General features: G+C 39.1%; 28 protein-coding genes. 13 read left to right on the top strand and 15 right to left on the bottom strand.

The window, feature by feature from the left end; translation table 11 throughout:
* Window positions 1–195: 195 nt before the first annotated feature.
* The 11 genes from B4237_RS03050 to B4237_RS03000 all read right to left on the bottom strand — a co-directional run bounded on the left by B4237_RS03050 (window position 196) and on the right by B4237_RS03000 (window position 9,530).
* Complete coding sequence (locus B4237_RS03050) at window positions 196–858, bottom strand: tRNA-(ms[2]io[6]A)-hydroxylase (RefSeq protein WP_286941309.1); 663 nt, start codon at window positions 856–858, stop codon at window positions 196–198.
* A 4-nt stretch (window positions 859–862) separates the two neighbouring features.
* Window positions 863–1,591 (bottom strand): pyridoxine 5'-phosphate synthase, encoded by a 729-nt coding sequence (pdxJ, locus tag B4237_RS03045; protein ID WP_004878533.1) that lies wholly within the window; start codon window positions 1,589–1,591, stop codon window positions 863–865.
* Window positions 1,592–1,642: 51 nt separating this feature from the next.
* Window positions 1,643–2,350, bottom strand: coding sequence for a DNA repair protein RecO (gene recO / locus B4237_RS03040; protein WP_004878532.1), 708 nt, complete (start codon window positions 2,348–2,350; stop codon window positions 1,643–1,645).
* 9 nt (window positions 2,351–2,359) lie between these two features.
* On the bottom strand, window positions 2,360–2,545 hold the full coding sequence (locus B4237_RS03035) for an NF038104 family lipoprotein (RefSeq protein ID WP_004878531.1): 186 nt from the start codon (window positions 2,543–2,545) through the stop codon (window positions 2,360–2,362).
* Between the two features lie 11 nt (window positions 2,546–2,556).
* Window positions 2,557–3,597, bottom strand: coding sequence for a GTPase Era (gene era / locus B4237_RS03030; RefSeq protein ID WP_004878530.1), 1,041 nt, complete (start codon window positions 3,595–3,597; stop codon window positions 2,557–2,559).
* Between the two features lie 4 nt (window positions 3,598–3,601).
* On the bottom strand, window positions 3,602–4,297 hold the full coding sequence (rnc, locus tag B4237_RS03025) for a ribonuclease III (protein ID WP_004878529.1): 696 nt from the start codon (window positions 4,295–4,297) through the stop codon (window positions 3,602–3,604).
* Window positions 4,266–4,643, bottom strand: a complete 378-nt coding sequence (locus B4237_RS03020; protein ID WP_130133111.1) for a DUF4845 domain-containing protein — start codon at window positions 4,641–4,643, stop codon at window positions 4,266–4,268. The genes rnc and B4237_RS03020 overlap by 32 nt, the downstream gene beginning before the upstream one ends.
* A gap of 23 nt (window positions 4,644–4,666) precedes the next feature.
* The gene (lepB, locus tag B4237_RS03015; protein ID WP_278596397.1) at window positions 4,667–5,530 is read right to left on the bottom strand and encodes a signal peptidase I; all 864 of its coding nucleotides are present in this window, start codon (window positions 5,528–5,530) and stop codon (window positions 4,667–4,669) included.
* 69 nt (window positions 5,531–5,599) lie between these two features.
* Window positions 5,600–7,417 carry a translation elongation factor 4 gene (gene lepA / locus B4237_RS03010; protein ID WP_004878526.1) on the bottom strand — a complete coding sequence of 606 codons (1,818 nt, stop codon included), beginning with the start codon at window positions 7,415–7,417 and terminating at the stop codon, window positions 5,600–5,602.
* 161 nt (window positions 7,418–7,578) lie between these two features.
* Window positions 7,579–8,034 (bottom strand): acyl-CoA thioesterase, encoded by a 456-nt coding sequence (locus B4237_RS03005; RefSeq protein WP_192414536.1) that lies wholly within the window; start codon window positions 8,032–8,034, stop codon window positions 7,579–7,581.
* Window positions 8,035–8,150: 116 nt separating this feature from the next.
* On the bottom strand, window positions 8,151–9,530 hold the full coding sequence (locus B4237_RS03000) for a Do family serine endopeptidase (RefSeq protein WP_031234951.1): 1,380 nt from the start codon (window positions 9,528–9,530) through the stop codon (window positions 8,151–8,153).
* A 372-nt stretch (window positions 9,531–9,902) separates the two neighbouring features.
* Between B4237_RS03000 and nadB the strand changes: the two genes are divergently transcribed.
* Window positions 9,903–11,540 carry an L-aspartate oxidase gene (gene nadB, locus B4237_RS02995; RefSeq protein ID WP_171056578.1) on the top strand — a complete coding sequence of 546 codons (1,638 nt, stop codon included), beginning with the start codon at window positions 9,903–9,905 and terminating at the stop codon, window positions 11,538–11,540.
* A 251-nt stretch (window positions 11,541–11,791) separates the two neighbouring features.
* Here nadB and tmk read toward each other — a convergent pair whose 3' ends face one another.
* From tmk to pabC, 3 genes are read right to left on the bottom strand one after another with little or no spacing between them, the layout of a single operon-like run.
* Complete coding sequence (tmk, locus tag B4237_RS02990) at window positions 11,792–12,391, bottom strand: dTMP kinase (protein ID WP_278596439.1); 600 nt, start codon at window positions 12,389–12,391, stop codon at window positions 11,792–11,794.
* Window positions 12,391–13,461: an endolytic transglycosylase MltG gene (gene mltG, locus B4237_RS02985; protein ID WP_278596396.1), complete on the bottom strand. Its 1,071-nt coding sequence runs from the start codon at window positions 13,459–13,461 to the stop codon at window positions 12,391–12,393. The genes tmk and mltG overlap by 1 nt, the downstream gene beginning before the upstream one ends.
* 1 nt (window position 13,462) lies before the next feature.
* Window positions 13,463–14,275: an aminodeoxychorismate lyase gene (gene pabC, locus B4237_RS02980; RefSeq protein WP_278596395.1), complete on the bottom strand. Its 813-nt coding sequence runs from the start codon at window positions 14,273–14,275 to the stop codon at window positions 13,463–13,465.
* Window positions 14,276–14,529: 254 nt separating this feature from the next.
* Here pabC and B4237_RS02975 point away from each other — a divergent pair, with 254 nt between their 5' ends.
* The 6 genes from B4237_RS02975 to B4237_RS02950 all read left to right on the top strand — a co-directional run bounded on the left by B4237_RS02975 (window position 14,530) and on the right by B4237_RS02950 (window position 20,115).
* Window positions 14,530–15,537: a sulfate ABC transporter substrate-binding protein gene (locus B4237_RS02975; RefSeq protein ID WP_286941301.1), complete on the top strand. Its 1,008-nt coding sequence runs from the start codon at window positions 14,530–14,532 to the stop codon at window positions 15,535–15,537.
* An 89-nt stretch (window positions 15,538–15,626) separates the two neighbouring features.
* A complete protein-coding gene (locus B4237_RS02970) occupies window positions 15,627–16,229 on the top strand; it encodes an RBBP9/YdeN family alpha/beta hydrolase (protein ID WP_278596393.1) in 603 nt (200 codons plus the stop codon).
* Window positions 16,230–16,304: 75 nt separating this feature from the next.
* A complete protein-coding gene (gene cysT / locus B4237_RS02965) occupies window positions 16,305–17,138 on the top strand; it encodes a sulfate ABC transporter permease subunit CysT (protein ID WP_278596392.1) in 834 nt (277 codons plus the stop codon).
* On the top strand, window positions 17,135–18,034 hold the full coding sequence (gene cysW, locus B4237_RS02960) for a sulfate ABC transporter permease subunit CysW (protein WP_019384056.1): 900 nt from the start codon (window positions 17,135–17,137) through the stop codon (window positions 18,032–18,034). The genes cysT and cysW overlap by 4 nt, the downstream gene beginning before the upstream one ends.
* A gap of 11 nt (window positions 18,035–18,045) precedes the next feature.
* A complete protein-coding gene (locus B4237_RS02955) occupies window positions 18,046–19,116 on the top strand; it encodes a sulfate/molybdate ABC transporter ATP-binding protein (protein WP_061393424.1) in 1,071 nt (356 codons plus the stop codon).
* Between the two features lie 75 nt (window positions 19,117–19,191).
* Window positions 19,192–20,115: a CysB family HTH-type transcriptional regulator gene (locus tag B4237_RS02950; RefSeq protein ID WP_004878513.1), complete on the top strand. Its 924-nt coding sequence runs from the start codon at window positions 19,192–19,194 to the stop codon at window positions 20,113–20,115.
* A gap of 84 nt (window positions 20,116–20,199) precedes the next feature.
* Here B4237_RS02950 and carO read toward each other — a convergent pair whose 3' ends face one another.
* Window positions 20,200–20,949 carry an ornithine uptake porin CarO gene (gene carO, locus B4237_RS02945; protein WP_278596391.1) on the bottom strand — a complete coding sequence of 250 codons (750 nt, stop codon included), beginning with the start codon at window positions 20,947–20,949 and terminating at the stop codon, window positions 20,200–20,202.
* A 294-nt stretch (window positions 20,950–21,243) separates the two neighbouring features.
* Here carO and dapD point away from each other — a divergent pair, with 294 nt between their 5' ends.
* From dapD to B4237_RS02915, 6 genes are all read left to right on the top strand, one after another.
* Entirely contained in the window at window positions 21,244–22,065 is an 822-nt protein-coding gene (gene dapD / locus B4237_RS02940) for a 2,3,4,5-tetrahydropyridine-2,6-dicarboxylate N-succinyltransferase (RefSeq protein ID WP_286941296.1), read from the top strand.
* Between the two features lie 136 nt (window positions 22,066–22,201).
* Complete coding sequence (queE, locus tag B4237_RS02935; RefSeq protein ID WP_007481471.1) at window positions 22,202–22,912, top strand: 7-carboxy-7-deazaguanine synthase QueE; 711 nt, start codon at window positions 22,202–22,204, stop codon at window positions 22,910–22,912.
* A gap of 75 nt (window positions 22,913–22,987) precedes the next feature.
* Complete coding sequence (gene queC, locus B4237_RS02930; RefSeq protein ID WP_019384053.1) at window positions 22,988–23,656, top strand: 7-cyano-7-deazaguanine synthase QueC; 669 nt, start codon at window positions 22,988–22,990, stop codon at window positions 23,654–23,656.
* A 30-nt stretch (window positions 23,657–23,686) separates the two neighbouring features.
* Entirely contained in the window at window positions 23,687–24,100 is a 414-nt protein-coding gene (locus B4237_RS02925) for a hypothetical protein (RefSeq protein WP_004878508.1), read from the top strand.
* An 88-nt stretch (window positions 24,101–24,188) separates the two neighbouring features.
* Window positions 24,189–24,875 carry a diphthine--ammonia ligase gene (locus B4237_RS02920; protein WP_278596390.1) on the top strand — a complete coding sequence of 229 codons (687 nt, stop codon included), beginning with the start codon at window positions 24,189–24,191 and terminating at the stop codon, window positions 24,873–24,875.
* Window positions 24,876–24,894: 19 nt separating this feature from the next.
* On the top strand, window positions 24,895–25,217 hold a 323-nt coding region (locus tag B4237_RS02915; protein WP_286941292.1), incomplete at its 3' end, for a peroxiredoxin.

Genomic DNA, 25,217 nt, shown 5'->3' with positions numbered 1-25,217 from the left:
AGTAAATGTCAACAGACCCTAATATTTGCGGTATTTTTTTCCATTTTAAGACATGACGATCAATATTAATAAATTCAATGCTCTTAGCATGAATACCCTCTACCCAAATGCACAATAATACAACTACTATTTTTGATAAAAATCTCATTTATAATTCTCAAAGTTGTTATTTTTATATCCCAATTCACTATCTCATTACGATGAGATAGTGACCTGTGCGGGCACACCACTATGGAAACGAAAGGTATCGTCTGGACTTATAATCAGGTTCTTTTCCACTTCACGAATATGCTCAATGCGTTGCTGAATAGTCTCTTCTGGATCTTTCAGTTTCGCTGTTTTTGCAACATCCAACGCTAAAGCCAGATAGTCCTCAAAATGGCGAGATTCAGACTTAAGCAAGTAGCGGTAGTAGCGCCCCAGCTCATCATCAACAATCGATGCCAGTGCATGGAAACGTTCACATGAGCGCGCTTCGACAAATGCACCAATAATCCTCACATCAATTAGAGCCTCAGGCTCATAGGTACGGATTTCTTTACGTAATCCACCTGCATAGCGCCCTGCACTCAAACCCTTCCACTCTTGGCCACGTTTGTTCATGAATTCCAAAACCTGCTCATAATGCAGCATTTCTTCACGCACTAATTGCGCCAATTTCACTTGTAGGTCAGTAAAAAAACTATAGCGGAACATCAAATTCATAGCCGTACTTGCTGCTTTTTTCTCACAGTTGGCATGATCCTGGATTAAGATGTCGAGATTATTCAGCGCCTCATCTAACCATACTTGTGGCGTTTTACAACCCAAAAATGCAATAACGGGTTGCATTAGCTCATCATAATTCAAACTACTCATCAACTTATCTCACAGCAGCTTGAATCGCTGCTTTCATATCTTTAACTGCTTGAGAGAGCCCAACAAACACGCTATCCGCAATAATCGAATGCCCAATATTTAATTCATGGATTTGCGGAATTGCAGCAATTGCAGCAACATTATCGAGATTTAACCCATGCCCTGCATTCACAACCAAACCTTTTGCTGCTGCGTATTCGGCACCTTTGATAATACGGACTAATTCTATTTGCTGTTCTGCATCAGTTTCCGCATCTGCATAAGCACCCGTATGGATTTCAATGGTTGGGGCACCACATGCCACAGCGGCATCAATCTGTGCCAAATCTGCATCGATAAATAAAGACACATCACTACCAATTGCTTTGAGTGCTTGAGTCGCTGCTTTGACTTTTTCAAAGTGACCGACAACATCCAAGCCACCTTCTGTCGTCACCTCTTGTCGACGTTCTGGTACAAAACACACATGTTGAGGCTGAATCTCTTTTGCAAATGCGACCATTTCATCTGTTACAGCCAACTCTAGATTCATACGCGTTTTTAATAACGGGCGCATACGACGTACATCATCATCTTGTATATGGCGGCGATCTTCGCGTAAATGTAAAGTAATCCCCTCTGCACCCGCCTCTTCACAAACCAAAGCAGCTTGAACTGGATCAGGGTAAGTCGTGCCACGCGCTTGTCTTAATGTCGCAACATGATCAATATTTACACCTAAAATTACAGCCATAAAAATATCCTAACATTTACTCTCTAAACATTTAAAAATGCTTTAAGAAAATTAAGTTTGTGTACTTTGAATCCACAGCTGACGGCTTTTTAATGGCCGATCGCCTAATAAAGCACTAATCATCTGACGATATAGTTTACCCAACAATTGCAGTTGTTCTAAAGAAAAATCTTGACCATCTTCATAGCTTTGCATTGAAGTAATTAGAGCACCAGAAAGTGTAGAACGTGAAGCTTGCCTTACTGGTAAAAATCCATCATTGAGTTGGAATTGATAATGTTGCAAAGCTTCTACTGCTGTTTGATTTGCATCTACAGAAAAATCGATTGCATAACCTAGTTCTTGTAATAAAACATGTTCAAACTGTCGAAGAATTTGTCGAAGAAATAAAGCGGCTTGCTCATGCAAAGCAAGTTGCTGTAACTGCAATAAAATCAGTTGATATTGTTCAAATGTTTGTGGCATTGCCTCTTCCAAAGTACAAAGACGCAATAGAATTTCATTCAAATAAAAACCAGCAAAAAACGCATCACCGTGGAAAAATACAGGTTGATTGAGAATTTCTAATTTTGTGAAATTTTTAAGTTCAGATTTACCCGTCGCTTGAATACGAATCGGCTGATATTGAGGTGGAGGAATTTGTCTTAAAATTCCATCCACCCGACCATATTCTTGAGTAAATAAATGCACAATATGGCTTTTTTCACGATATTTACGATGATGAATTAAATAGCCATGTAGGACTTCATTACGCATCATAAAACGATACTAGTCCTTTTCTTTCTCGTCCTTTTCATCATCGCCATCAGGAATAACTGCACCAACCACAGCTGCAGTCCCTTTCACCACGCCTTTTGTGGTTTTATAGGCAACTTTAACAGGGACTGTAACTATTTTAGTAATACAGCCCTGTAGCAAAAAGACACAAGAAACAATTACAAGAGCTTTAATCATCGCAGAACCTCTTAGATATCGCTATAACCTAAGCTTTTTAAAGCGCGTTCGTCGTCAGACCAGCCACCTTTAACTTTTACCCAAAGCGTAAGCATGATTTTTTGTTCAAACATTTTTTCCATGTCTGTACGTGCATCCATACCAATACTTTTCAGCTTTGCACCTTTATCACCAATTACAATGGCTTTTTGTCCTTGACGCTCAACAAAGATCGTTGCATCGATATAAGTACATGGTGGTTTTAAGCGTCCTGTTTTTTCATTTACAGTTGCTTCTTCTGTTTTAAATGATTCAATTTGTACCGTTAAATCATATGGTAACTCTTCACCCAACTGACGCATGATTTTCTCACGAATAATTTCACTCGCAAGAAAACGCTCAGAACGATCTGTAATTTGATCCAATGAATACAAAGGTGGCTGATAAGGTAAATACTTTTCAATCGTGTCACGCAAATGTTCTAAATTCGCGCCGCGTAAAGCGGATACGGGAACAATTTCAGCAAAATTCATTAACTTCGCTCGTTCTTGAATCAGTGGCAATGCTTCATTTTTGTTTTCAAAAGTATCTAACTTATTAATTACAAGAATCACTGGCATATCTGCATTTTTCAGCTTTTCCAAAACAAGCTCATCGTTTTGAGTCCACTTTTGTGCATCAACAACAAATAAAACCAAATTCACATCACGTAACGCCGAATGTGCCGCACGATTCATCATCTTGTTAATCGCACGTACTTCTTTCTTATGCATACCTGGCGTATCTACAAATACTGCTTGTGATTTTTCGCGCGAATCAATCCCCACAATCTTATGACGCGTGGTTTGTGGCTTACGGGATGTAATAGAAAGCTTTTGGCCCAACAGGTGATTCATTAATGTTGATTTTCCAACATTAGGTCGACCAACAATTGCAACAAAACCGCTTTTAAAATCCGAAGGAATTGTCGTTCCTTGCGAACTAAAAAATTGATTAATTAAATCATTACCATCTTGCTGTTCAGTAGCTTCAGATGGATTTTGAGGTAAAGGATTTTCATTTGAATGAGACATCAGGTTATTGCTCCAATAATTTTAAAATTTCTGCCGCTGCCGTTTGTTCGGCAAAACGACGACTTGAGCCCTCGCCTTGAATTTTTGGCAATCCCTCAATCAAACATTCCACTTTAAAATGTTGATTTGGGGCATCACCCTGAATATCTACAACCTCGTAAACTGGGAGAGGTTTTTTACGTGCTTGTAAATACTCTTGTAACCGTGATTTGGGATCTTTGAGTTGATCAGTTGGTTCGATATGATCTAAATAAGGTTCATACCATTTTAGCACAATGCTTTGTAGCAAGTTCAGATCATTACAGTCTAAATAAATAGCGCCAATAATTGCTTCCACCGTATCAGCAAGAATGGATTCTCGATGGTGACCACCTGATTTTAACTCGCCAGTACTTAGAATTAATGACTGACTAAGCTGCAAATCATTTGCAATTTTCCCTAGCGCTTCTTGACGAACTAACGTCGCACGCATACGCGTTAAACGCCCTTCATTTTCTTGCGGGTAAGTACAATATAAATAATTGGCGACAATCATTCCTAATAATGAATCGCCTAGAAATTCTAGGCGCTCATAATTATGCTTATGACTCACAGAACGATGGGTTAAGGCAAGTTTTAGCAAGTCAATCTGCTTAAACTGGTACCCTATTCGCCCTTGTAATCTTGAATCATTCAGCTTGCTTTGCAGATTTTTGGTCAAAAGTCTTCTCAAAAGTCATAACTAAACTAATATTCAGCATAAAAGGCTTACGCACTTCATACTTCTTCTTTACGATAAGATCATCTTTGTAAGTGACCTGAGCAATATCCTTAAAATGGATATCTCTTATATTGTTCATATCTAAACGTAAATCCATTTCATTAGAAAACTTAGTAGGTGAAATATTTTCAGGGCTATCTTTTAATAGACCTTCAATTTGTGTATCAACTACTTTGTCATCCCAATATGCTGGCCATATAGCAATAACAGCTTTAACTGTAATCGCGAATAAAACCACCCCAAATAAAATTGCAATATACGAAGCCCCTTGTTGAGATTTACGCATTTGATATTTCCTTTATGTTTTTATTAGTCAATCTTACCATTTCGGTTAAAACTTGGAATATTAAATCCAGGTTCTTTATGCATCCATACATAAAAAGCACGACCCGTTAAATTCGTTTCAGGTACGAAACCCCAAAAACGACTGTCCGCACTTTGATCTCGATTATCACCCATTGCAAAGTATTGTCCTTGAGGAACTGTCACTTCCCAATCTTGACCATTACTTTGAATAAACACATCATTTTCTTTCGCAACAAAAGGAACTAAAGATTCAGCACCTTTTAATTGTGCAAACTGGAATTGTTCAGCCAAAGGATTTCGTCCATCTAAATAACGAATCAAATGCTGGTGTTCCCCTAAAGTTTCTTTAAAATAATAAACCATAGGTGTTTCTAGCTGATCTTTCTCACGCGTAAACTCAGTCGCAACTTTTGCAATTTGTTTACCATTAATAATCAACTGTCCTGCCTTAAACTGAATATGATCACCTGGTAGACCAACTACTCGCTTGATATAGCTAATTGTTGGTTGAGGCGGATAACGGAATACAATAACTTCACCACGTTTAGGTTCACCAACATTCAGCACTTTAGTATTGACAATAGGTAAACGCACACCATAGTCAAACTTATTAACTAAAATAAAATCCCCTGTCTCCAAGGTCGGTACCATAGAGTCCGAGGGAATGTTAAAAGGCTCATACAAGAAAGATCGAAGAATTAAGACGACAGCTAAGACTGGCCAAAAATCATATGCCCAAGTAATAACAAAATTTTCCTGATCACGCCCTTTATTCGCTCGCTGTTTAAACACAAACTTATCAAGCAACCACACCAAGAAAAAAATCAGCGTAGCGGGCACTAGAATCAAATTAAAATCAAAATCCACAAATCCTCACTCGCAGCCTTGCTGCTCGTCTTACGGCTAGAGAATGATAAGGCTCTCTAGCCTTATTTTTTATCGATCTACTTTCAATACAGCTAAGAACGCTTCTTGTGGAATTTCAACACTTCCCACTTGTTTCATGCGTTTCTTACCTTCTTTTTGTTTAGAAAGAAGTTTCTTCTTACGCGAAACGTCACCACCATAACATTTAGCCAATACGTTTTTACGCATCGCCTTTACAGTAGAACGTGCAATAATTTGCGCACCAATAGCGGCTTGAATTGCAACATCAAACATTTGACGAGGGATGAGATCCTTCATTTTCTCAACCAATGCGATCCCACGATGACGCGCATCCTGACGATGGCAAATCATTGCCAACGCATCCACCTTCTCGCTATTAATTAACACATCCACCTTAACTAAAGATGAACTCTCAAAACGTACAAAGTTATAATCCAACGAAGCAAAACCACGCGAGCAAGATTTCAATTTATCAAAGAAATCCATCACCACTTCAGCCATCGGAATCTCAAAGGTAACTGAAACCTGATTACCTAAGAATTTCATATCCTTTTGAACACCACGACGTTCGATACATAAAGTCATGACATTACCAAGATATTCTTGTGGAACCAGAATATGGCACTCAGCAATTGGTTCACGTAAATCTTCAACTGTTGAAGCATCAGGCATTTTTGAAGGACTATCGATATAAATCGTTTCACCCTTTTTAGTCACAGCTTCATAAATCACTGTTGGTGCTGAACTAATCAAATCTAAATCGTATTCACGCTCTAAGCGCTCTTGTACGATTTCCATATGCAGCATGCCTAAGAAACCGCAACGGAAACCAAAGCCTAAAGCATCAGAACTTTCAGGTTCAAAAAACAAAGCTGAATCGTTAATCTGTAGTTTTTGTAGGGCTTCACGGAATGGTTCAAAGTCACTTGAATCAATCGGAAATAGACCTGCATATACCTGTGGTTTTACCTTTTTAAAGCCAGGTAAAGTTTGAACTTCTGGTGTAGATACCAATGTAATCGTATCGCCGACTGGCGCACCAAAAATATCTTTAATCCCAGCAATAACGAAACCAACCTCACCTGCTTCAAGGATATCCGTTTCAGTATGCTTAGGGTTAAACACACCAACTGAAGTCACAGGATGTGCTTGTCCTGTTGACTTAACAAGCATTTTATCACCCTTGCGGATACGGCCTTGTTTAATACGAACAAGCGAGACAACGCCTAGATAGTTATCAAACCATGAGTCGATAATCAAAGCTTGTAAAGGTGCATCACGATCACCCTCAGGTGCAGGAATAACATCGACTAGACGCTCTAGAACACCTTCAACCCCCAAACCTGTTTTTGCTGAACATGTTGGAGCGTCAGTTGCTTCAATTCCGATAATCTCTTCAATTTCATGAATCACACGCTCAGGTTCAGCCTGCGGTAAATCAATTTTATTGAGAATTGGTAGTACTTCTAAGCCCTGTTCAATTGCGGTATAACAGTTCGCCACAGATTGAGCCTCAACGCCTTGTGCAGCATCAACAACAAGCAAAGCTCCTTCACACGCAGCTAAAGAACGCGAAACCTCGTAAGAGAAATCAACGTGTCCAGGCGTATCAATAAAGTTTAATTGATATTGCTGACCATTTGGATGCGTATAATAAAGCGTAACTGATGCCGCCTTAATCGTAATCCCACGTTCACGCTCAAGCTCCATAGAGTCTAATACCTGAGCTTGCATTTCACGATCTTGAAGGCCACCGCACATTTGAATAAAACGGTCGGCCAAAGTCGACTTACCATGGTCAATATGAGCAATGATCGAGAAATTTCGTATATTTTTGATATCTACGGATTTTTTAGCTTGCGCCATGGGTTACCTTGAGAAAATAGAGCGCCCTATACTTATAAAAAGCAATGAGCCAAAATGGTTTAACAAAATTGTTGGGGATTATAGCAGAATGACATTTTAAAGTATTCAAAATAATTCTGCGCTTTTATACCCAAACTCAAAGCAATAGTGACTTAACACTCTCATTTTTCCACATAGGAAATTGAAAAATCCATTGGATCTAATTCATTTGAAATGGGCTGATAAGCCTGCGTAAAACTCGGCGACATACGCTTTGGTCGACCAGTTGCAATTTCAATACATGCCCATTTGGTATTTCCTACGAATAAAACACTTTGATCTTTTGGTCGATAAAATGCGTACTGACGGAATGAATAGAGCGCATTAATGTCATCCAACCAAGTTCGTAAAATAATCTCTTCACCCTCAAGCGCAGCTTTACGATATTGAACATGATGTTCAACCGCCACCATCGCATGTTTTAACTCTAAATATTGGGTTAAGCCTAAACCCAATGTTTCTATATGTGCTGCTGCAACATCCTGCATCCATTGGATATACATCACATTGTTGACATGACCCAATACATCAATATGTTGTGGTTGAACCTGTATTTTTAAATCAAAAATTGTACTCATAATTTTTTTCGTGCTTCAACAACAAAAGTTCAGTGCCGTACATTAGTCTAAACAACTCAGTATTACAAAATAAAAAAACCACCCTATCAAATAGAGTGGTTTTCTCATTTATTTGATTACTTCGGTAAACGCAATCCTAAAATTGCACGTTGGCCTTGGCGAATAATCGTTACTCGCGCAACGCTATTTTTAGGTAAAGCGGCAACCGTTTTTGCAAACATTTGACTGTTCGTAATTGCCGTTCCATTTACTTGAACAATAACATCGCCAGCAACGATATTAGATAGAGATGCTAATCCACCACGTTTAACATCTTGAACCAAAATTCCACCACGAACATTTAAACTTGCTAATTCAGCTTCTGTGAGTGTACGGATACTCATACCCAACCCACTGGTTGGATTATTTTTGTCTTCTGCTGCTGGTGTATCATCAGGTGCCGTACCCAATGTCGCTGAAATTGTACGTGTTTTATCATCACGTAAAATCTCTAACTGAATTGTTTGATCTGGTGCAGTACGGTTCAACACATTGAGTAAATCACCTGTACGAGAAATCGAAGTACCATTGATTTTTAAAATCACATCACCTGATTTAAGCCCAGCTTTTTCAGCAGGCGATTTCGGTGTAACTTGATTAACTAGAGAACCTTCTGGTTTTGGTAATTTATAGGCTTCCGCTAAATTTCGATCAATATCTTGCAACATAACGCCTAGATAAGAACGTGTCACTTTGCCATTGGTTTTAAGCTGTTGAACAACATCCATTGCAACATCAATTGGAATCGAGAACGACAAGCCCATATAACCGCCCGTACCACTAAAAATACGAGAGTTCACACCAACCACTTCACCCTTCTGATTGAAAAGTGGTCCACCAGAGTTACCAGGGTTTAAAGCAGCATCTGTTTGAATAAATGGCACTGATGTTTCGCCACTCATGTTACGGGATTTAGCACTCACAATCCCTGCTGATGCTGAGTAATCGAAACCAAATGGAGAACCAATCGCCAAAACAGGCTCACCGACTTTTAACTGGTCGACATTACCAACTTTTAATTCAGGAAAATTCGTACCATTTACTTTTAGTACAGCAACATCAGTACGTTCATCACTACCAACCAATGTCGCATCAAGTTCACGGCGGTCATTCAATGTGATACTAATTCGTGATGCATTTTCAATAACATGATGATTTGTAACTAAGTAACCATCTTTACTAATGAAAAATGCACTTCCATAAGCTGTTTTTTCTTGTGGTCCCTGCTGTTGAGGGATAATCACTTGATTACCAAAGAAACGGCGTAAGATTTCAGGAACCTGTTGTTGCAATAACTCTTCCTGAGTCATTTTCTTCACAACATTCACACTCACTACAGCTGGACTAACCTGCTCAACGAGATTTGAAAAATCTACTGGAGCTGCGGCATCGACTTGAGCTGCTGCTACTGTAAATACCGCTGCAAACATTCCTTGTTGTAAATATCGACTTTTCATGAAGCAAGAACCTACATACTGATGATCGAATAAAAATTTAAGGTTATGTTGTATCATAACCATTTCATACGTTTCGTTAAAAAATGTTTATATTTTCAATGTATACAAAGAAATAAAAAACTAAAATGTGAATAAATTGTGGAGGAAAATTAATATAACCACTGTTCAAAACAGGTTTTATAATGACCAACTTAAACTCACATTAAAAAAATGTTCCTAAACGTAATCGCATGATTATTGATATGTAGCAATACAACAAAACAAGCAAATTATTGACTCATTCGCCAAAAAATCACTCAATTCTAAGCAGATTAGCTCTTGCCTTTTTGTTCAAAAAGCGTTGTCATTAGCGAACGTTTGAAATTGAAGCAGATCGACATGCCTGATTTAGAAACAATTCATCATTTTGACATGATTATTGTGGGCAGTGGCGGTGCAGGTTTAAGCCTAGCACTCTCTTTACCAAGTCATTACAACATCGCGATTTTAGCAAAGGCTGCGCTCACAGAAGCGAGTACCTATTATGCTCAAGGTGGTGTTGCTGCGGTATTAGATGAGACGGACTCAATTCAACAACATATTAATGACACGATGATTGCAGGTGCACATTTATGTGAACTAGATGCAGTAAAGCATACGGTCGAAGGTGGCAAACCCTCCGTTGATTTTTTATTAGAACAGGGTGTTCAATTTACATTAGATGATGATGAGCAACTCCACTTAACGCGTGAAGGTGGTCACTCGCAGCGTCGGATTATTCACTCAGCCGATGCAACCGGCAAAGCAATTTCAACAACTTTAGTTGAGCGTGCAAAAGAAAGAAAAAATATTACAATTTTTGAAAACTATATTGCGATTGATCTCATCACAAAACACAAACTTGGTCATTTAGGTGAAAAGAATAGAGCGATTGGCTTATATGCTTTAGATGAGAAAAATGAACAAGTCCATACCTTCTTAGCGCCATTTACAGCACTGGCTTGTGGCGGTGCAATGAAAGCATATCTTTATACGTCTAATCCTGACATTGCAACAGGCGATGGTATTGCAATGGCTTATCGAGCAGGTTGCCGTGTTGCTAATATGGAATTCAATCAATTCCATCCAACTTGTTTATACCATCCCAAAGCGCGTTCTTTCTTAATTACCGAAGCAATGCGTGGCGAAGGTGCTTATTTGCGCTTACCAGACGGCGAGCGTTTCATGCTACGTTTTGATGAACGTGCTGAACTTGCACCGCGTGATATTGTGGCACGTACCATCGACCATGAAATCAAGCGCCTAGGTATTCGCCATGTTTGGCTAGATATCACCCATAAATCACCAGAATTTATTACCGAGCACTTCCCTACTTTATATGCACGACTTATTGAACTTGGTATCGATATCACCAAAGATATGATCCCTGTCGTTCCAGCTGCACATTACACCTGTGGCGGTGTTGTCGTTGATGAGAATAGTCAAACCGATTTAGATGGCTTATATGCGATTGGCGAGACCTCGTATACAGGTTTACACGGCGCTAATCGTATGGCAAGTAACTCACTTCTTGAATGTTTCGTGTATGGCATGAGTGCAGCTAACGATATCCAACAAAAATTTGATTCGGACTTTAAATTCCCTACTGTACCGTCTTGGGACGAGTCTCAAGTTACAGATGCGGATGAAGATGTAGTAATTCTGCAAAATTGGGATGAGTTGCGTTCAACTATGTGGAACTATGTCGGTATTGTTCGTACCACCAAACGTTTGCAACGCGCCTTACACCGTATTGAAATGTTGAAACGCGAAATCACTGAGTATTATCAAGATTATCGTGTCAGCAAAAACTTGATCGAATTGCGTAACCTAGTTCTAGTTTCGGAAATGATTGTACGTTGCGCGATGGAGCGTAAGGAATCTCGTGGTTTACATTACACACTTGATTATCCTGAGCTTTCTAATGAAATTCGTAAAACAGTTTTGACTCCACCGAATTTTAAGGTGGAACAGCCGTTGGTGAATGAATAACACCCAATTTATTCATCTATTATTTTTAATTGGCACTGCCTCATATAAACAGAATAATTAGATCTCGTTTGTATAGGCAATACATTACTTTGAAGGATCAAAGTAATCAAAATCCCTTGTTGGGCAGAGGGTACATCCTTGTTACCCCTGTCCAACTGGCGGCATCCATGCCGCCGACCTCGATAGTGAATAAGAACTTGAATTCAAATACTAAAAATCAGGCTATTTTCAGATTTACTATTGCTTAACGTCTATTTCAAATATTGCAGCGCCTCGCCAAACACAACATCCGCATTCTGTGTTGCATCCAAACGCTTCATCCGTTCAGGTTCTGCTTGCCACAAAGCCTCATAACCCTCACGAACTTTAGCAAAGAAACTTAATTTCTCTTGCTCAAAACGATCCAATGCACCACGCTCTCGAGCACGGGTCATTCCCAGCTCAATCGGGGCATCTAGCCAAAAGGTAATATTCGGCATTTTCGCGACAAAAGTTTGATTTAACAATTGCAACTTTTCCTGACTTAAACCACGTCCAGAACATTGATAAGCAAAGCTGGCATCAGTAAAACGATCACTCAGCACAATCTTGCCTGCTTCTAATGCAGGTAAAATCACTTGTTGTAAATGTTGAGCACGCGCCGCATAAATCAATAACAGCTCGGTATCATGACTCATTTGCTCTTCATGATTCACCGCCAATAATAACGAGCGAATCTGTTCAGCCAAAGGCGTGCCACCTGGCTCACGAGTTAATACAACTTCTTTACCTTGCTGTTCAAAGTACTGATGAATTTTACGAATCAGTGTTGTTTTTCCTACACCTTCCGTACCTTCAAAACTAATAAACATCATTCACCTTGCTTTTTCTTTGAACGTAGCACAGTTAAATATTCTTGAACTGCACGATTATGGTCTTCTAAAGACGCTGTAAATTTATGACCACCATTACCTGTGGCAACGAAATAAATATTTTTGGCATTATCAGGGTGCATAGCCGCTTCAATCGCTTTTTTACTTGGCAATGCAATTGGTGTTGGTGGTAAACCATTAATAGTATAGGTGTTATAAGATGTAGGCGTACGCAAGTCATTACGTGTGATATTGCCTTTATAATTATCGCCCATGCCATAAATCACTGTTGGATCAGTTTGCAAGCGCATACCTATTTTTAAGCGGCGTACAAAAACACCAGAAACTTGCTGAAGCTCACTATCCAAACTCGTTTCTTTCTCAATAATAGAAGCCATGATCAATGCTTCATATTTATCTTTATATGGCAGATTTGGAGCTTTATTTGTCCAAGCCTCATCTAATGATTTCATTTGGCGATGATATAAATCCGTTAGAATTTTTTTATCTGTTTCACCTTTAGCAAAAAAATAAGTATCAGGTGCAAACAAACCTTCTGGATGTGAATACGGAATATCAAGTGCTTTTAACAATTGATCTTGAGGTAAATCCAAAATTGTTTTTGTTACATTTGAATCTTTTTTAAGATTTTGAACAAGCTGCTTAAATGTTGTCCCTTCTATCACCAAAATACGATTCATCTGTGCATTTTCGGCATCAGAAAACATCGATAAAACTTGGCGAATACTCATTCCCTGTGTGACTTCATACACACCAGCTTTCATACTGTCATGGATTAAAAACTTTTGATAAAGCTTTAACACAATAGGTAAGCTAACTTTACCCTCTTTAGCTAGGCGATCAATAAATCGAGAGTAAGTATCCCCAGATGAGATCACTAAAAGTTGCTTTTTGCCATCAACAGGGTAATTTTTAAAAAGATTTGCCCATAAAATACCAAATATAACCAAACCTAAAAGGAAAATAGCAATCCAAAAGGCTTTGAAAGTAGATTTCGGTTTAGCTTTTGGCTTTTTCTTGCTTTTGCTCGTGTTTGGTGACTTTGGCATATTAATCAATCTGGTTAAGTTTTAAAGTATGAAATAAATCAAGATACGGCTGTTGAGCTAAAACTCGATGATCAAATCGAATTACGGCTTTCATAGGATGTAAAGCATTACAGAAAAATAAACTCTGAATCTGCCCAAGCTCATGCATTTCGACACAACGCTGTTCACATTTCACCTGATATTGTTGCATCAGAGAAAGTATTTTTGCTCGCATAACACCGTGGACGCCATTATAACGAAGTTCTGGTGTAATCCATTGATCATTTATACGAATGAAACAATTACTGCTCACCCCTTCAACAATATTTCCCTGAACATCACTCACCAAAGCCTCTAACCAGCCTTGTTGATCAGCCTCTTGCTTTAATAACACTTGTTCTAAGCGATTTAATGTTTTCAGTCCAACAAGATGAGGCATATTTAAACCTAAAGCATGTTTAAGTAAACCACTTTCAATCCATTCTGGTTGAAAAGCTTGCATGACTCTTGGGTAATACCACACATAAATATCCGCTGCATGTAAAGGCAAACTATAACCACGATCACCTTCACCACGACTAATAACCACTTTTAAAGTGCCATTTAGTTGAGAATTCTGCTGTTGCAGTTGTTCAAGTGAGGATTCAATCAAAGATAAATCTGCATCTAAACTTAAACTTTGGCAGGCCAAAGCTAAGCGAGCAAAATGCAGCTCTTTTAACTCAAAATTGTTTTGGAAAAGTCGAGCAGTTGTAAAACAACCATCACCGTAATGAAAAGCGCGATCAAGCAAAGGAATAGACTCAATCAGTTGTCCATTTTTATAGCATTGCATGATCCAAACACCTTTCAAAATTTTGCATATAGTCGCACTAAATAGCAGAACAACCTATTGATTTTAAAAAATTATAACAACTTAAAATTTATAAATAAAAATTTCTTTTTTATCAATAATTCAGCATAGCTTATCTCATTTATATATTTCTCTATTTTTCATATCAAATTCGATTTTAATTATTTTTTTTGCAAAAAAACTGGCGTTATGCTGCATCCATATTCCAAACATACATTGAATTTTTAGGGGTTTTCATGCGTTTATCTCAAATCAAAGTTGGTATTATTGCCACACTATTATCAGTTTCCTCGTTTGCTGCTCAAGAATTCTTGAACGTTTCTTATGATCCTACGCGTGAGCTATATACGGATTTTAATAAACAGTTTGGTGCATTTTGGAAACAGCGTACTGGGCAAGATATTGATTTCAAGCAATCACATGGTGGTTCAGGAAAGCAGGCACGAGCTGTCATAGATGGTCTAAATGCAGATGTTGTGACCTTAGCGCTTGCCGCTGATATTAATGAAATCGCAGAAAAGGCAAAATTATTACCAAGCGATTGGCAAAAGAAATTACCAAATAATTCGACACCTTATACCTCAACAATTGTATTCCTCGTTCGTAAAGATAACCCTAAACAAATCAAAGATTGGGGCGATCTCATTAAACCCGGTGTAGAAATTATTACACCAAACCCAAAAACCTCTGGCGGTGCTCGTTGGAACTATTTGGCGGCTTGGGCATGGGCGAAACACCAGAAAGGTGGCAACGATGCAAAAGCGCAAGAATTTGTTCGCCAAATTTATAAACAAACCAAAGTGCTTGATTCTGGCGCTCGCGGTGCAACTACGACTTTTGCTGAACGCGGTATTGGCGACGTCTTATTGGCTTGGGAAAATGAAGCTTATCTCGCAGTACGAGAGCAACCAGGTAAATTCGAAATTATTACGCCATCTCTTTCAATTCTTGCAGAGCCACCAGTTGCCATTGTAGAAAAAAATGCAGCAAAGAAAGGCAACTCTCAAATCGCTCGTGGTTACTTTAACTACCTGTATTCACCAGCTGGGCAAGAAATCGCTGCTCGTAATTTCTACCGTCCACGTAATGCCGCAATTTTAAAAAAATACAGTACAACCTTTAAGCCACTTAAATTGGTGACGATTGATCAAGAGTTTGGCGGCTGGAATAAAGTACAAAAAACTCACTTTGATAATGGTGGTGTATTTGACCAGATCGTAAAACTCAACAGTACAGGTAAATAAAATCTCTCTCTTGCATGGGTGCAAACGCAATTCGTCGTTTAGCGTGTAGTTCCCAAGAGAGATTTTCAGGGATTCTAAGGAGAATAGACATGATTCATACTGTAATTGTTCCCGGTGTTGGCGGTAGTGAAGCACAACATTGGCAGTCTTGGTTACAACATAAGCTCGTGTCTAGTTCTCGCGTTGAACAAACTTATTGGGATCGCCCTGTGTTAAGTGAATGGATTACTCAATTTGTTAAAACTGTTGTTGCAGCTCCAGCACCTGTCCAAATCGTGGCACATAGTTTTGGCTGTTTAACTAGTGTTGCTGCACTCGCTGAACACCCAGAACTCAGAGCAAAAGTGAAAAATCTAATTTTGGTTGCGCCTGCAAATCCTGCACGTTTTGGTGAATCAGGTTTCGCTCGTCATAGTTTGACTGATTACAAGCAATATTTTCATCAACTTAAAATTGACGTACCAGCCACGTTATTGATTAGTGAAAATGATCCGTGGTTAGGTTATGCCGATGCGCTACAACTTGCTCAGGCTTGGAAACTAACCCCAATCAATTTAGGTGCTGTTGGTCATATCAATGTCGCATCTGGATTTGGCCCTTTCCCTGAGATCCTGAACTACTTGCTGCCTGAAAAAAAGATGCTGCCAATCCCTCGAATGAGTCAGGCAAATTTTAATTTGAAATTTGCCTAACTTTACTCTCGTGTTTTTAGCATTCATATTATTTATTTGCTTGTTTTAGCAAACATTTCTCTTTGAGGAAATATCATGTCGCAGCGTTCCCGAGTGCTGCCTGGGTTTGGTCTATCATTAGGCTTTACCCTCGCTTACGTGTCTTTGATTGTGCTTATTCCTTTATCTGCTGTCTTTATCAAATCTTTTGGAATTGGGTGGGATGGCTTATGGGAAATTTTAACTTCACAACGAATTTTAAAGTCCTTACAGCTTAGCTTTAGTGCTGCATTAATCGCTGCACTAGTTAACGTTATTTTTGGCTTGTTACTGGCTTGGTGTTTAGTACGTTATAGCTTTCCAGGTAAACGGATTGTTGATGCATTAGTTGATTTACCTTTTGCATTACCAACTGCTGTTGCAGGTATTGCATTAACCTCTTTATATGCCCCAACAGGCTGGATTGGACAATATCTTTCCCCTCTTGGGATTGAAGTGGCTTATACCCCTATTGGTATTACCCTTGCTTTAATCTTCATTGGTCTACCCTTTGTGGTCCGTACTGTTCAACCAGTACTCAGTGATATTGAAACAGAACTGGAGGAAGCTGCTTCTGCCTTAGGTGCAAATCGTTGGCAGACCATTATCAAAATCATTTTACCAATACTATTACCTGCATTGCTCACTGGGTTCGCTTTAGCTTTTGCCCGCGGTGTCGGTGAATACGGTTCCGTGATTTTTATTGCAGGCAATCAACCCTATAAAACTGAAATTGCCCCCCTGATGATCATCTCTCGCTTAGAGGAATATGATTACGCAGGTGCAACGACCATTGCCGTAGTCATGCTCATTCTGTCATTTGCCATTCTATTTTTAATTAACTTAGTACAAGCATGGGCGAGCCGTCGCACTGGGAGAGTTGCACAATGAGCCTAAATACCAACAGCAATGCTTTAGCTCTCAAACTTCAAAGTCGAGATGCAACTCGCGAACCGACATGGGTTCGTTTTAGCCTAATCAGCGTTGCCTTAATCTTTTTCCTCAGTTGTTTAATCTTGCCGCTGATTTTGGTTTTTGTTGAAGCATTTAAACAAGGCTTAGCGGTTTATATCAATGCGTTAACCGATTCAGATACTTTATCAGCTGTAAAACTTACCCTAATTACGGCTGCAATTGCCGTCCCTATTAATGTTGTGTTCGGTGTTGCAGCAGCATGGGCTGTTGCAAAATTCCAGTTCCGCGGTAAAGCCATCTTAACCACCATCATTGATATGCCTTTCTCGGTATCACCTGTGATTGCTGGATTAATGTTAGTTCTAATCTTTGGCACACAAGGTTGGATGGGTGGCTGGTTAATGGATCATGACATCAAAATTTTGTATGCCATCCCAGCGATTGTATTAGCCACTATTTTCATTACCGTTCCATTTGTAGCCCGTGAATTAATCCCTTTGATGGAAGCTCAAGGCACAGAGGAGGAAGAGGCAGCGATAGTACTGGGTGCTTCAGGTTGGCAAACCTTTTGGAAAGTAACCTTACCTAATATCAAATGGGGTTTGATCTACGGTGTGATTCTGTGTAATGCCCGCGCAATGGGTGAATTTGGTGCGGTCTCAGTTGTTTCAGGACATATCCGTGGTCAAACCAATACCTTACCGTTACATGTAGAAATTCTTTATAACGAATACACTTTTAGTGCTGCATTTGCTGTGTCTTCACTATTGGCATTTCTAGCAATCATTACATTAATTTTAAAAACTTGGCTTGAAGCTCGCCAAGACCAAGCAAATGAACATCAATCCAATCAAAATCAACCTAGCCACTAAGGAATAAGCACATGAGTATTCAAGTAAAAAATATTGAAAAACACTTTGGTGCATTCCATGCGCTGAAAAATATCTCTTTAGACTTTCCTGAAGGTGAATTGGTAGCCTTACTTGGTCCTTCAGGTTGCGGTAAAACAACATTATTACGCATCATTGCAGGTTTAGAATCTGCCGACGGTGGACAGGTTTTACTTGAAGGCGAAGATGCCACAGACATTCACGTCCGTGAACGACAAGTAGGTTTTGTATTCCAGCATTATGCTTTATTCCGCCACATGACTGTTTTTGACAATATTGCCTTTGGTTTACGCGTTCGCCCACGTGCAACACGCCCATCAGAAGCTGAAATTAAAAAACGTGTGACTCGCTTACTTGATCTCGTTCAACTTGGCTTTTTAGCAGACCGTTATCCAGCCCAGCTTTCAGGTGGTCAACGCCAACGCATCGCTTTAGCACGTGCACTCGCTGTTGAACCGCGTGTTTTATTACTAGATGAGCCATTTGGCGCACTGGATGCAAAAGTTCGTAAAGAATTACGCCGTTGGTTACGTACTTTACATGATGAGCTACATATCACCTCGATCTTTGTAACGCACGATCAAGAAGAAGCTTTAGAAGTCGCAGATCAAATCATTGTCATGAATAAAGGTGATGTCGAACAAATTGGCTCACCACGAGAAGTTTATGAAAAACCAGCAACGCCATTTGTTTTTGATTTCTTAGGTCAAGCAAATCGCTTTGAAGGTGAACACTCCAACGGTATTATCCATATCGATGAAAATCGCATTCAGCTTCCAAATACTGTTGAAGCACCACAAGGAAAAGTAATTGCATTTGCAAGGCCAAATGAATTACATATTCATACCCAACCTCAGAACAACACCATTGAGGCTACTTTCCTACGTGAAGTATGGATAGCTGGGAAAGTTATTGCTGAATTACAAGATCGTAGTGGACGTACGATTGAAATTTTATTAAGTGTAGAAGAGGCAAATGTACACCAATTCAAACCAAATCAAACTGTTTGGATAAGTGCAACTCAACTTCATTTATTTGCAGACCAAACGACGCAAGTTGCTTAGAATAATACCTTGAGGATGGTTAAAATGTTCTTGCTGAACTTTAGCCGTTCCTCACCTTTTATGCGGAAAATGATTATGAACTTTCAACAACTCAGAATTATTCGAGAAACTGTTCGTCAAAACTTTAATTTAACTGAAGCTTCAGCGGCACTTTATACCTCCCAATCAGGTGTCAGTAAACACATTAAAGATTTAGAAGATGAATTAGGCGTGCAACTTTTTGTGCGTAAGGGCAAACGTTTACTTGGACTCACTGAGCCAGGTCAATCTCTCTTGAGTATCGTTGAACGTATGTTGGTTGATGCTGATAACATCAAACGTCTTGCCGATGATTTTAATAAAGTCGATGAAGGCACACTTACAATTGCAACGACACATACCCAAGCACGTTATGTTTTGCCTCCTATTGTGAACCAATTTAAAAAACTATTTCCCAAAGTGCATTTGGTTCTACAACAAGCTAGCCCCGTTGAAATTGCTGAAATGTTGTTACAGGGTGAAGCAGATATTGGTATTGCGACGGAGTCATTAACTACTGAGGAAAATTTGGCGAGCGTACCTTATTATGAATGGCACCACAGTATCATCACCCCGAAAGATCATCCTTTAGCAAAACTAGATAAAATTAGTCTCGACATTTTAGCTGAATACCCACTCATTACTTATCATGGTGGCTTCACAGGTCGTTCAAAAATCGACAAAGCATTTGAAGATGCACATCTGCACGCTGACATCGTCATGTCTGCTTTAGATGCCGATGTTATTAAAACCTATGTTGAGCTCAATATGGGTGTCGGTATTGTCAATGATGTTGCTTATGATGCTGAGCGAGATTATCGTTTGCAACAGATCAAAACAGGTATTTTTGGTACAAACACAACGTGGATCGCAGTTCGTAAAGGACATTTACTTCGTGGTTACGGCTATGAGTTCATTTCACTATGTTCGCCAAAAACAGACATTAAAGCACTAAAAAAAGTAGCCTACCCTGAAGAATAAATAAAAACAAAAGGCACATAAAAGCCTTTTGTTTTCTTTAGATCATAAAAAACGAGCTTAAAGCTCGTTTTTATATCCAGTTGTTTAGAACTTAAAGCTCACACCAACTTTAGCTACTGGCATCCATTCATAACGTGATTTATCACGAATGTTTGCTTGTTCTTTCGCAATTTCATCATCTAGATTAGCACCACTACCATTTGAAGCAGTACCACCATTCACATTTTGTAAAGTTGCTGTTGGGTTACCTGTATAATAAGCACCAACCTCACCGAATACACCAATGTTTTTATATACTTGAGGTGCGATACCAACACCTACATATGGTGCGATATCATCTTTGTAACGCATTTTACCTGCAATATGAACATCAGAAGTCGCATTAAAATCAGTATTATTTACAGTAAAGTTACGGCCTTGGCTCACTCGGCGATCCAGTGCGTAATCATTATCTAAATAACCAACACCTGTTGCGACATAAAGTGAATTTACAAAATTATTTGCACTTGTACCCCAAGGACGGATCTCAGCATTCAAATATGCTGTTTTATTATCCATATCTAAGTCATATTTAGATCCATTTACTTTAAGATCATCAGACCAAGAAATGTCACCACCATTATAACCAAGGCTTAAACTTACGTATGGGTTCACACGATATGAAATCGCACCACCATAACCTGTCGTACCAACTTCAGCACGTACAGAAACTGGATCTAAATATGAAGGGAAAGCATAAACTGATTCCTTCACAATTTGTTCATCTGCTGCAAATGCAGTACCTGCAATCGCTGTTAATGCACCTGCTGCTAACATAACACGCAAAGCTTTCATTGGAGTCTCCTCAAAAAATGCTCTTATTTAAAAATGTATAATTGTTACTTGTGGGATTAGCATAAAAGAATGATCGCCAACTTTTTATACAGAAAATGATTACTTTTTGTTATTTTTTGATACAAATTCAGAATAATTGTGAATTGTAAAATAATGAATAAAAAACAATAAAATCCGTTTTTATTACAATTTTGTTGCATAAATTTAAAACAGTTTATTGTAACCACTTTTTTCAAAGCTAATTGATCTAATTTAGTGTAAAATCTTCAAAATTTTTTTGGAAGATGGAAGATCATGTCTCAGCTTTCTACAATCATTGAGCAAGCATTTGAAGACCGCGCCAACTATAGCGCAGAGGACTGCCCTACTGAAATTCGTCAAGCTGTTGAAGAAGCTTTGACTGGCTTAGACAACGGTACACTTCGTGTAGCTGAGAAAATCGATGGTGAATGGGTTGTTCACCAATGGTTAAAAAAAGCAGTTTTATTATCATTCAAACTTAATGACAATAAACCAATCGAGTCTTGTGATCTTCGTTTCTATGACAAAGTTGATACAAAACACGCAGGTTGGACTGAAGAACAATTCAAAGCAGCTGGTGTACGTGTTGTACCGCCTGCTGTTGCTCGTCGTGGAAGTTTCCAAGCAAAAAATGTTGTGTTGATGCCATCATATGTCAACATCGGTGCGTATGTTGATGAAGGCACAATGGTTGACACATGGGCAACTGTAGGTTCATGTGCACAAATTGGTAAAAATGTTCACTTGTCTGGTGGCGTTGGTATTGGTGGTGTTTTAGAACCATTACAAGCAAACCCAACAATTATTGAAGACAACTGCTTCATTGGTGCACGTTCTGAAATCGTTGAAGGCGTGATCGTTGAAGAAGGCTCTGTGATTTCAATGGGTGTTTTCATCGGTCAATCAACCAAGATCTTTGATCGTGAAACAGGCGAAATTCACTACGGTCGTGTACCTGCTGGTTCTGTTGTTGTTGCAGGTAATCTTCCTTCTAAATGCGGTACATACAGCTTATATGCTGCAATCATCGTGAAAAAAGTTGATGCTAAAACTCGTGCTAAAACGAGCTTGAACGACTTATTACGTGCAGACTAATCTGTCATTTATTTAAGGAACTTAACCGTTCCTTGGAGCTTCAGTCGCTCCTCGTCTCTACGATCAGACATGGTCGTAGAGATTTTGTTTTTATATAGCATGCTGCTTTTGTTATAACTGTTTGTGGTAACTCTTTATGGCTTCCTTACGTTCTTCTGCAATTCCTGTCTCTGATCCTGCGGCTGGGCTGCGTATTACTGAGATTTTTTATTCTTTGCAAGGCGAAGCGAATACCTTTGGTTTACCAACCGTATTTATCCGCTTAACAGGTTGCCCACTACGCTGCAGTTATTGTGATACGACTTACTCCTTTGAAGGTGGTGAGCGTTTTTCACTTGAACATATCATCGAAACAGCAAGCCAATATAAAACACCTTATATCTGCGTCACAGGTGGAGAACCTCTGGCACAACCGAATTGCTTGATTTTGTTGCAACGTCTTTGCGATCTAGGTTTTCAAGTTTCTCTCGAAACCAGTGGTGCTTTAGATGTATCAAAAGTTGATTCACGCGTTTCTAAAGTACTTGATTTGAAAACACCCACTTCAAAAGAAGATCATCGTAATTTATTGAGTAATATTGATCACCTCACGCAGCACGATCAAATCAAATTCGTCATTTGTAATCGAGAAGACTATGAATGGTCTAAACAGCAACTTGAACAATTTCAATTGCAGGAAAAAGTGAGTACAGTTTGGTTCTCACCAGCCTTTGCTGTTGAAAAAGGTGCCGTTGCCTTACCTGCTTTAGCACGTGATTTGGCACAATGGATTTTAGAAGACCATCTCCCCGTTCGGTTCCAACTACAGTTACATAAACTGTTGTGGAACGATGAATCTGGTCGTTAGAAAACTTTAAAAGTTCGTTCTCAAAATAGATCAGCTTTTTTCAAATTTATTTTAGGTTGAATCATGGAAAATAATATGCGTTCTCGTGCCATCGTATTATTGTCTGGTGGCTTAGACTCAACAACTTGTCTTGCTTGGGCACAAGCAAACTATGAGTGTATAGCTTTAAGTTTTATGTACGGTCAACGTTCAACAACAGAACTTGATGCAGCTAAAACACTTGCGAAACGTGCAGGTGTTGAACATCGTGTGATTAATATTGATTTGGGTAACTTAGGTGGCTCAGCACTTACAGATCATAACATTGATGTTCCAGAGCAACTACAAGAAGGCATTCCTGTAACTTATGTTCCAGCTCGTAACACAATTTTCCTCTCTTATGCCCTAGCTGCAGCAGAGGTTTTTGATGCTGAAGCGATTGTGATTGGAGTAAATGCTGTTGATTATTCAGGATATCCAGATTGCCGCCCTGAATTTATTGATGCTTTTGCAAATCTTGCTCGTCTTGCAACAAAAGCAGGTGTTGAAGGAAAACCACTTAAAATTGAAACACCTCTGTTACATTTATCCAAAGCGAATATTATACGCTTAGGGATCGAACATGGCGTAGACTATAGCCAAACGGTATCCTGCTACCAAGCAGATGCTCAAGGACGTGCATGTGGCAAATGCGACAGTTGCCGTTTACGTCAACAAGGTTTTATCGAAGCAGGTATTGCGGATCCTACACGTTATACTGAATAGACGATATAGGGTAATAATTAGGTACAATATATGAAGTTTTTCAAATCAAATCTTATTCTTTCTACAATGATGTCAGCTGCTGCATTACTGGCAACAGGGGCTCACGCAGCTGATAATCCTTTACAAACTGCGTATAAAAGTACCAATGTTAAAGCAGCATTGATCAACGTATGTAAAGATCAAACTGCGAAAGGCGGTAAACTCACTTCTGCAGAAGTAAGCAAATTCTGTGGTTGCCAAATTGATGCTCAAGGTAAAGTGACCGAAGCGCAAAAATGGGAAATCCAAAGCGCGATCAATGCTAAGAAAAGCCCTAGTTCTTTAGCTTTTGTACAAAAGCAAAATAAAGACTTACAAGCTTGCTTAGGTGCACCGCTCGTTTCTAAGCTAGAAAAGCTAACTGAAGAAGCAATGAAAGCAGCTCAACAAGCGCAGAAAAAATAAGCCTTTGTTGTTCTAAAGAAAGCCTGCATTTTGCAGGCTTTTTTTCTTTTCTGTTAGACTCTATTGATCTTAATTCAGTTGAATTCGCATGCAAGATCAATGGAAAACTAACGCCAATCATAGGCGATCTATCGTGTCATTCAGTGGCGGTAAAGATAGCTCTCTCGCGTTATATCATGCGCTACAATCAGGCACAGTAATTGGTTTGATTGTCATGCTGGAAGAGCAAGGACAACGATCACGTTCACATGCTATGCCTCTTGATATTATTCAAGCACAAGCAGATGCAATTGGTTTACCTGTTTTTATGACATCTTCGAGTTGGGCTGATTACGAAGATAAGTTTATAGATTTAATGAATCAAGCAAAGCAAAAAGGTGCTGAAGTTTTAGTGACAGGTGATCTGGATATGCCCCAACAAGGTTGTTGGCACGATCGCGTGACCCAGCAAGTTGGTCTTAAATTGGCAATGCCCCTTTGGTTACGCCCACATCGTGAAGTCGTGGAAGAGTTCATCAATTTAGGTTTCCGAAGTGTCATCGTCACTGTAAATTTAAAGCTCGGTATGAAAGTCGAAGACCTTGGCAAAATCCTAACCTTAGAATATATCCAAGAACTTGAAAGCCGTGACATCGATCCATGTGGTGAAGGCGGTGAATTTCATACCACGGTTATTGATGGACCAATTTTTAACAAAGCTATACCTATACGTCAGTGCAATATTGTTTATCATGAAGAATATGCTTTTCTACCACTTGAATTAGATCAAATTTAATTTATTAAAAGGATGCACAATGTCTGAGAATATTGAATTACCAAATCACGTTTTCCCAACAACACAAGGCGAAATTAATCTAGCCGAGATAGCAAATGAATGGCTGGTGTTATACTTTTATCCCAAAGATTCAACACCTGGATGTACAACCCAAGCTGTTGGTTTTTCATGCTTGAAAGATCAATTTGACGCTTTAGGTTGTCAAATTATTGGTGTATCTCGTGACTCAGTGAAGGCACACCAAAACTTCACTGAAAAGCAATCACTAACCATTGATCTCATCAGTGATAAAGAAGAAGTGCTGTGCAAACATTTTGACGTAATTAAAGAAAAAAATATGTA

This window comes from Acinetobacter sp. UBA6526 (genome assembly GCF_002434875.1).
GTDB lineage: Bacteria > Pseudomonadota > Gammaproteobacteria > Pseudomonadales > Moraxellaceae > Acinetobacter > Acinetobacter venetianus.
The sequence above is the reverse complement of the archived record's forward strand: the minus strand, read 5'-3'. Positions and strand labels throughout refer to the sequence as shown.

Bases quoted from the DNA above. Each gene is read 5' to 3' on its own strand.
- B4237_RS03050 (WP_286941309.1), bottom strand. From the start codon at position 858: ATGAGTAGTTTGAATTATGATGAGCTAATGCAACCCGTTATTGCATTT.
- pdxJ (WP_004878533.1), bottom strand. From the start codon at position 1,591: ATGGCTGTAATTTTAGGTGTAAATATTGATCATGTTGCGACATTAAGA.
- recO (WP_004878532.1), bottom strand. From the start codon at position 2,350: ATGATGCGTAATGAAGTCCTACATGGCTATTTAATTCATCATCGTAAA.
- B4237_RS03035 (WP_004878531.1), bottom strand. From the start codon at position 2,545: ATGATTAAAGCTCTTGTAATTGTTTCTTGTGTCTTTTTGCTACAGGGC.
- era (WP_004878530.1), bottom strand. From the start codon at position 3,597: ATGTCTCATTCAAATGAAAATCCTTTACCTCAAAATCCATCTGAAGCT.
- B4237_RS03020 (WP_130133111.1), bottom strand. From the start codon at position 4,643: ATGCGTAAATCTCAACAAGGGGCTTCGTATATTGCAATTTTATTTGGG.
- lepA (WP_004878526.1), bottom strand. From the start codon at position 7,417: ATGGCGCAAGCTAAAAAATCCGTAGATATCAAAAATATACGAAATTTC.
- B4237_RS03005 (WP_192414536.1), bottom strand. From the start codon at position 8,034: ATGAGTACAATTTTTGATTTAAAAATACAGGTTCAACCACAACATATT.
- B4237_RS03000 (WP_031234951.1), bottom strand. From the start codon at position 9,530: ATGAAAAGTCGATATTTACAACAAGGAATGTTTGCAGCGGTATTTACA.
- tmk (WP_278596439.1), bottom strand. From the start codon at position 12,391: ATGTTTATTAGTTTTGAAGGTACGGAAGGTGTAGGAAAAACAACACTG.
- mltG (WP_278596396.1), bottom strand. From the start codon at position 13,461: ATGCCAAAGTCACCAAACACGAGCAAAAGCAAGAAAAAGCCAAAAGCT.
- pabC (WP_278596395.1), bottom strand. From the start codon at position 14,275: ATGCAATGCTATAAAAATGGACAACTGATTGAGTCTATTCCTTTGCTT.
- B4237_RS02975 (WP_286941301.1), top strand. From the start codon at position 14,530: ATGCGTTTATCTCAAATCAAAGTTGGTATTATTGCCACACTATTATCA.
- B4237_RS02970 (WP_278596393.1), top strand. From the start codon at position 15,627: ATGATTCATACTGTAATTGTTCCCGGTGTTGGCGGTAGTGAAGCACAA.
- cysT (WP_278596392.1), top strand. From the start codon at position 16,305: ATGTCGCAGCGTTCCCGAGTGCTGCCTGGGTTTGGTCTATCATTAGGC.
- cysW (WP_019384056.1), top strand. From the start codon at position 17,135: ATGAGCCTAAATACCAACAGCAATGCTTTAGCTCTCAAACTTCAAAGT.
- B4237_RS02955 (WP_061393424.1), top strand. From the start codon at position 18,046: ATGAGTATTCAAGTAAAAAATATTGAAAAACACTTTGGTGCATTCCAT.
- B4237_RS02950 (WP_004878513.1), top strand. From the start codon at position 19,192: ATGAACTTTCAACAACTCAGAATTATTCGAGAAACTGTTCGTCAAAAC.
- carO (WP_278596391.1), bottom strand. From the start codon at position 20,949: ATGAAAGCTTTGCGTGTTATGTTAGCAGCAGGTGCATTAACAGCGATT.
- dapD (WP_286941296.1), top strand. From the start codon at position 21,244: ATGTCTCAGCTTTCTACAATCATTGAGCAAGCATTTGAAGACCGCGCC.
- queE (WP_007481471.1), top strand. From the start codon at position 22,202: ATGGCTTCCTTACGTTCTTCTGCAATTCCTGTCTCTGATCCTGCGGCT.
- queC (WP_019384053.1), top strand. From the start codon at position 22,988: ATGCGTTCTCGTGCCATCGTATTATTGTCTGGTGGCTTAGACTCAACA.
- B4237_RS02925 (WP_004878508.1), top strand. From the start codon at position 23,687: ATGAAGTTTTTCAAATCAAATCTTATTCTTTCTACAATGATGTCAGCT.
- B4237_RS02920 (WP_278596390.1), top strand. From the start codon at position 24,189: ATGCAAGATCAATGGAAAACTAACGCCAATCATAGGCGATCTATCGTG.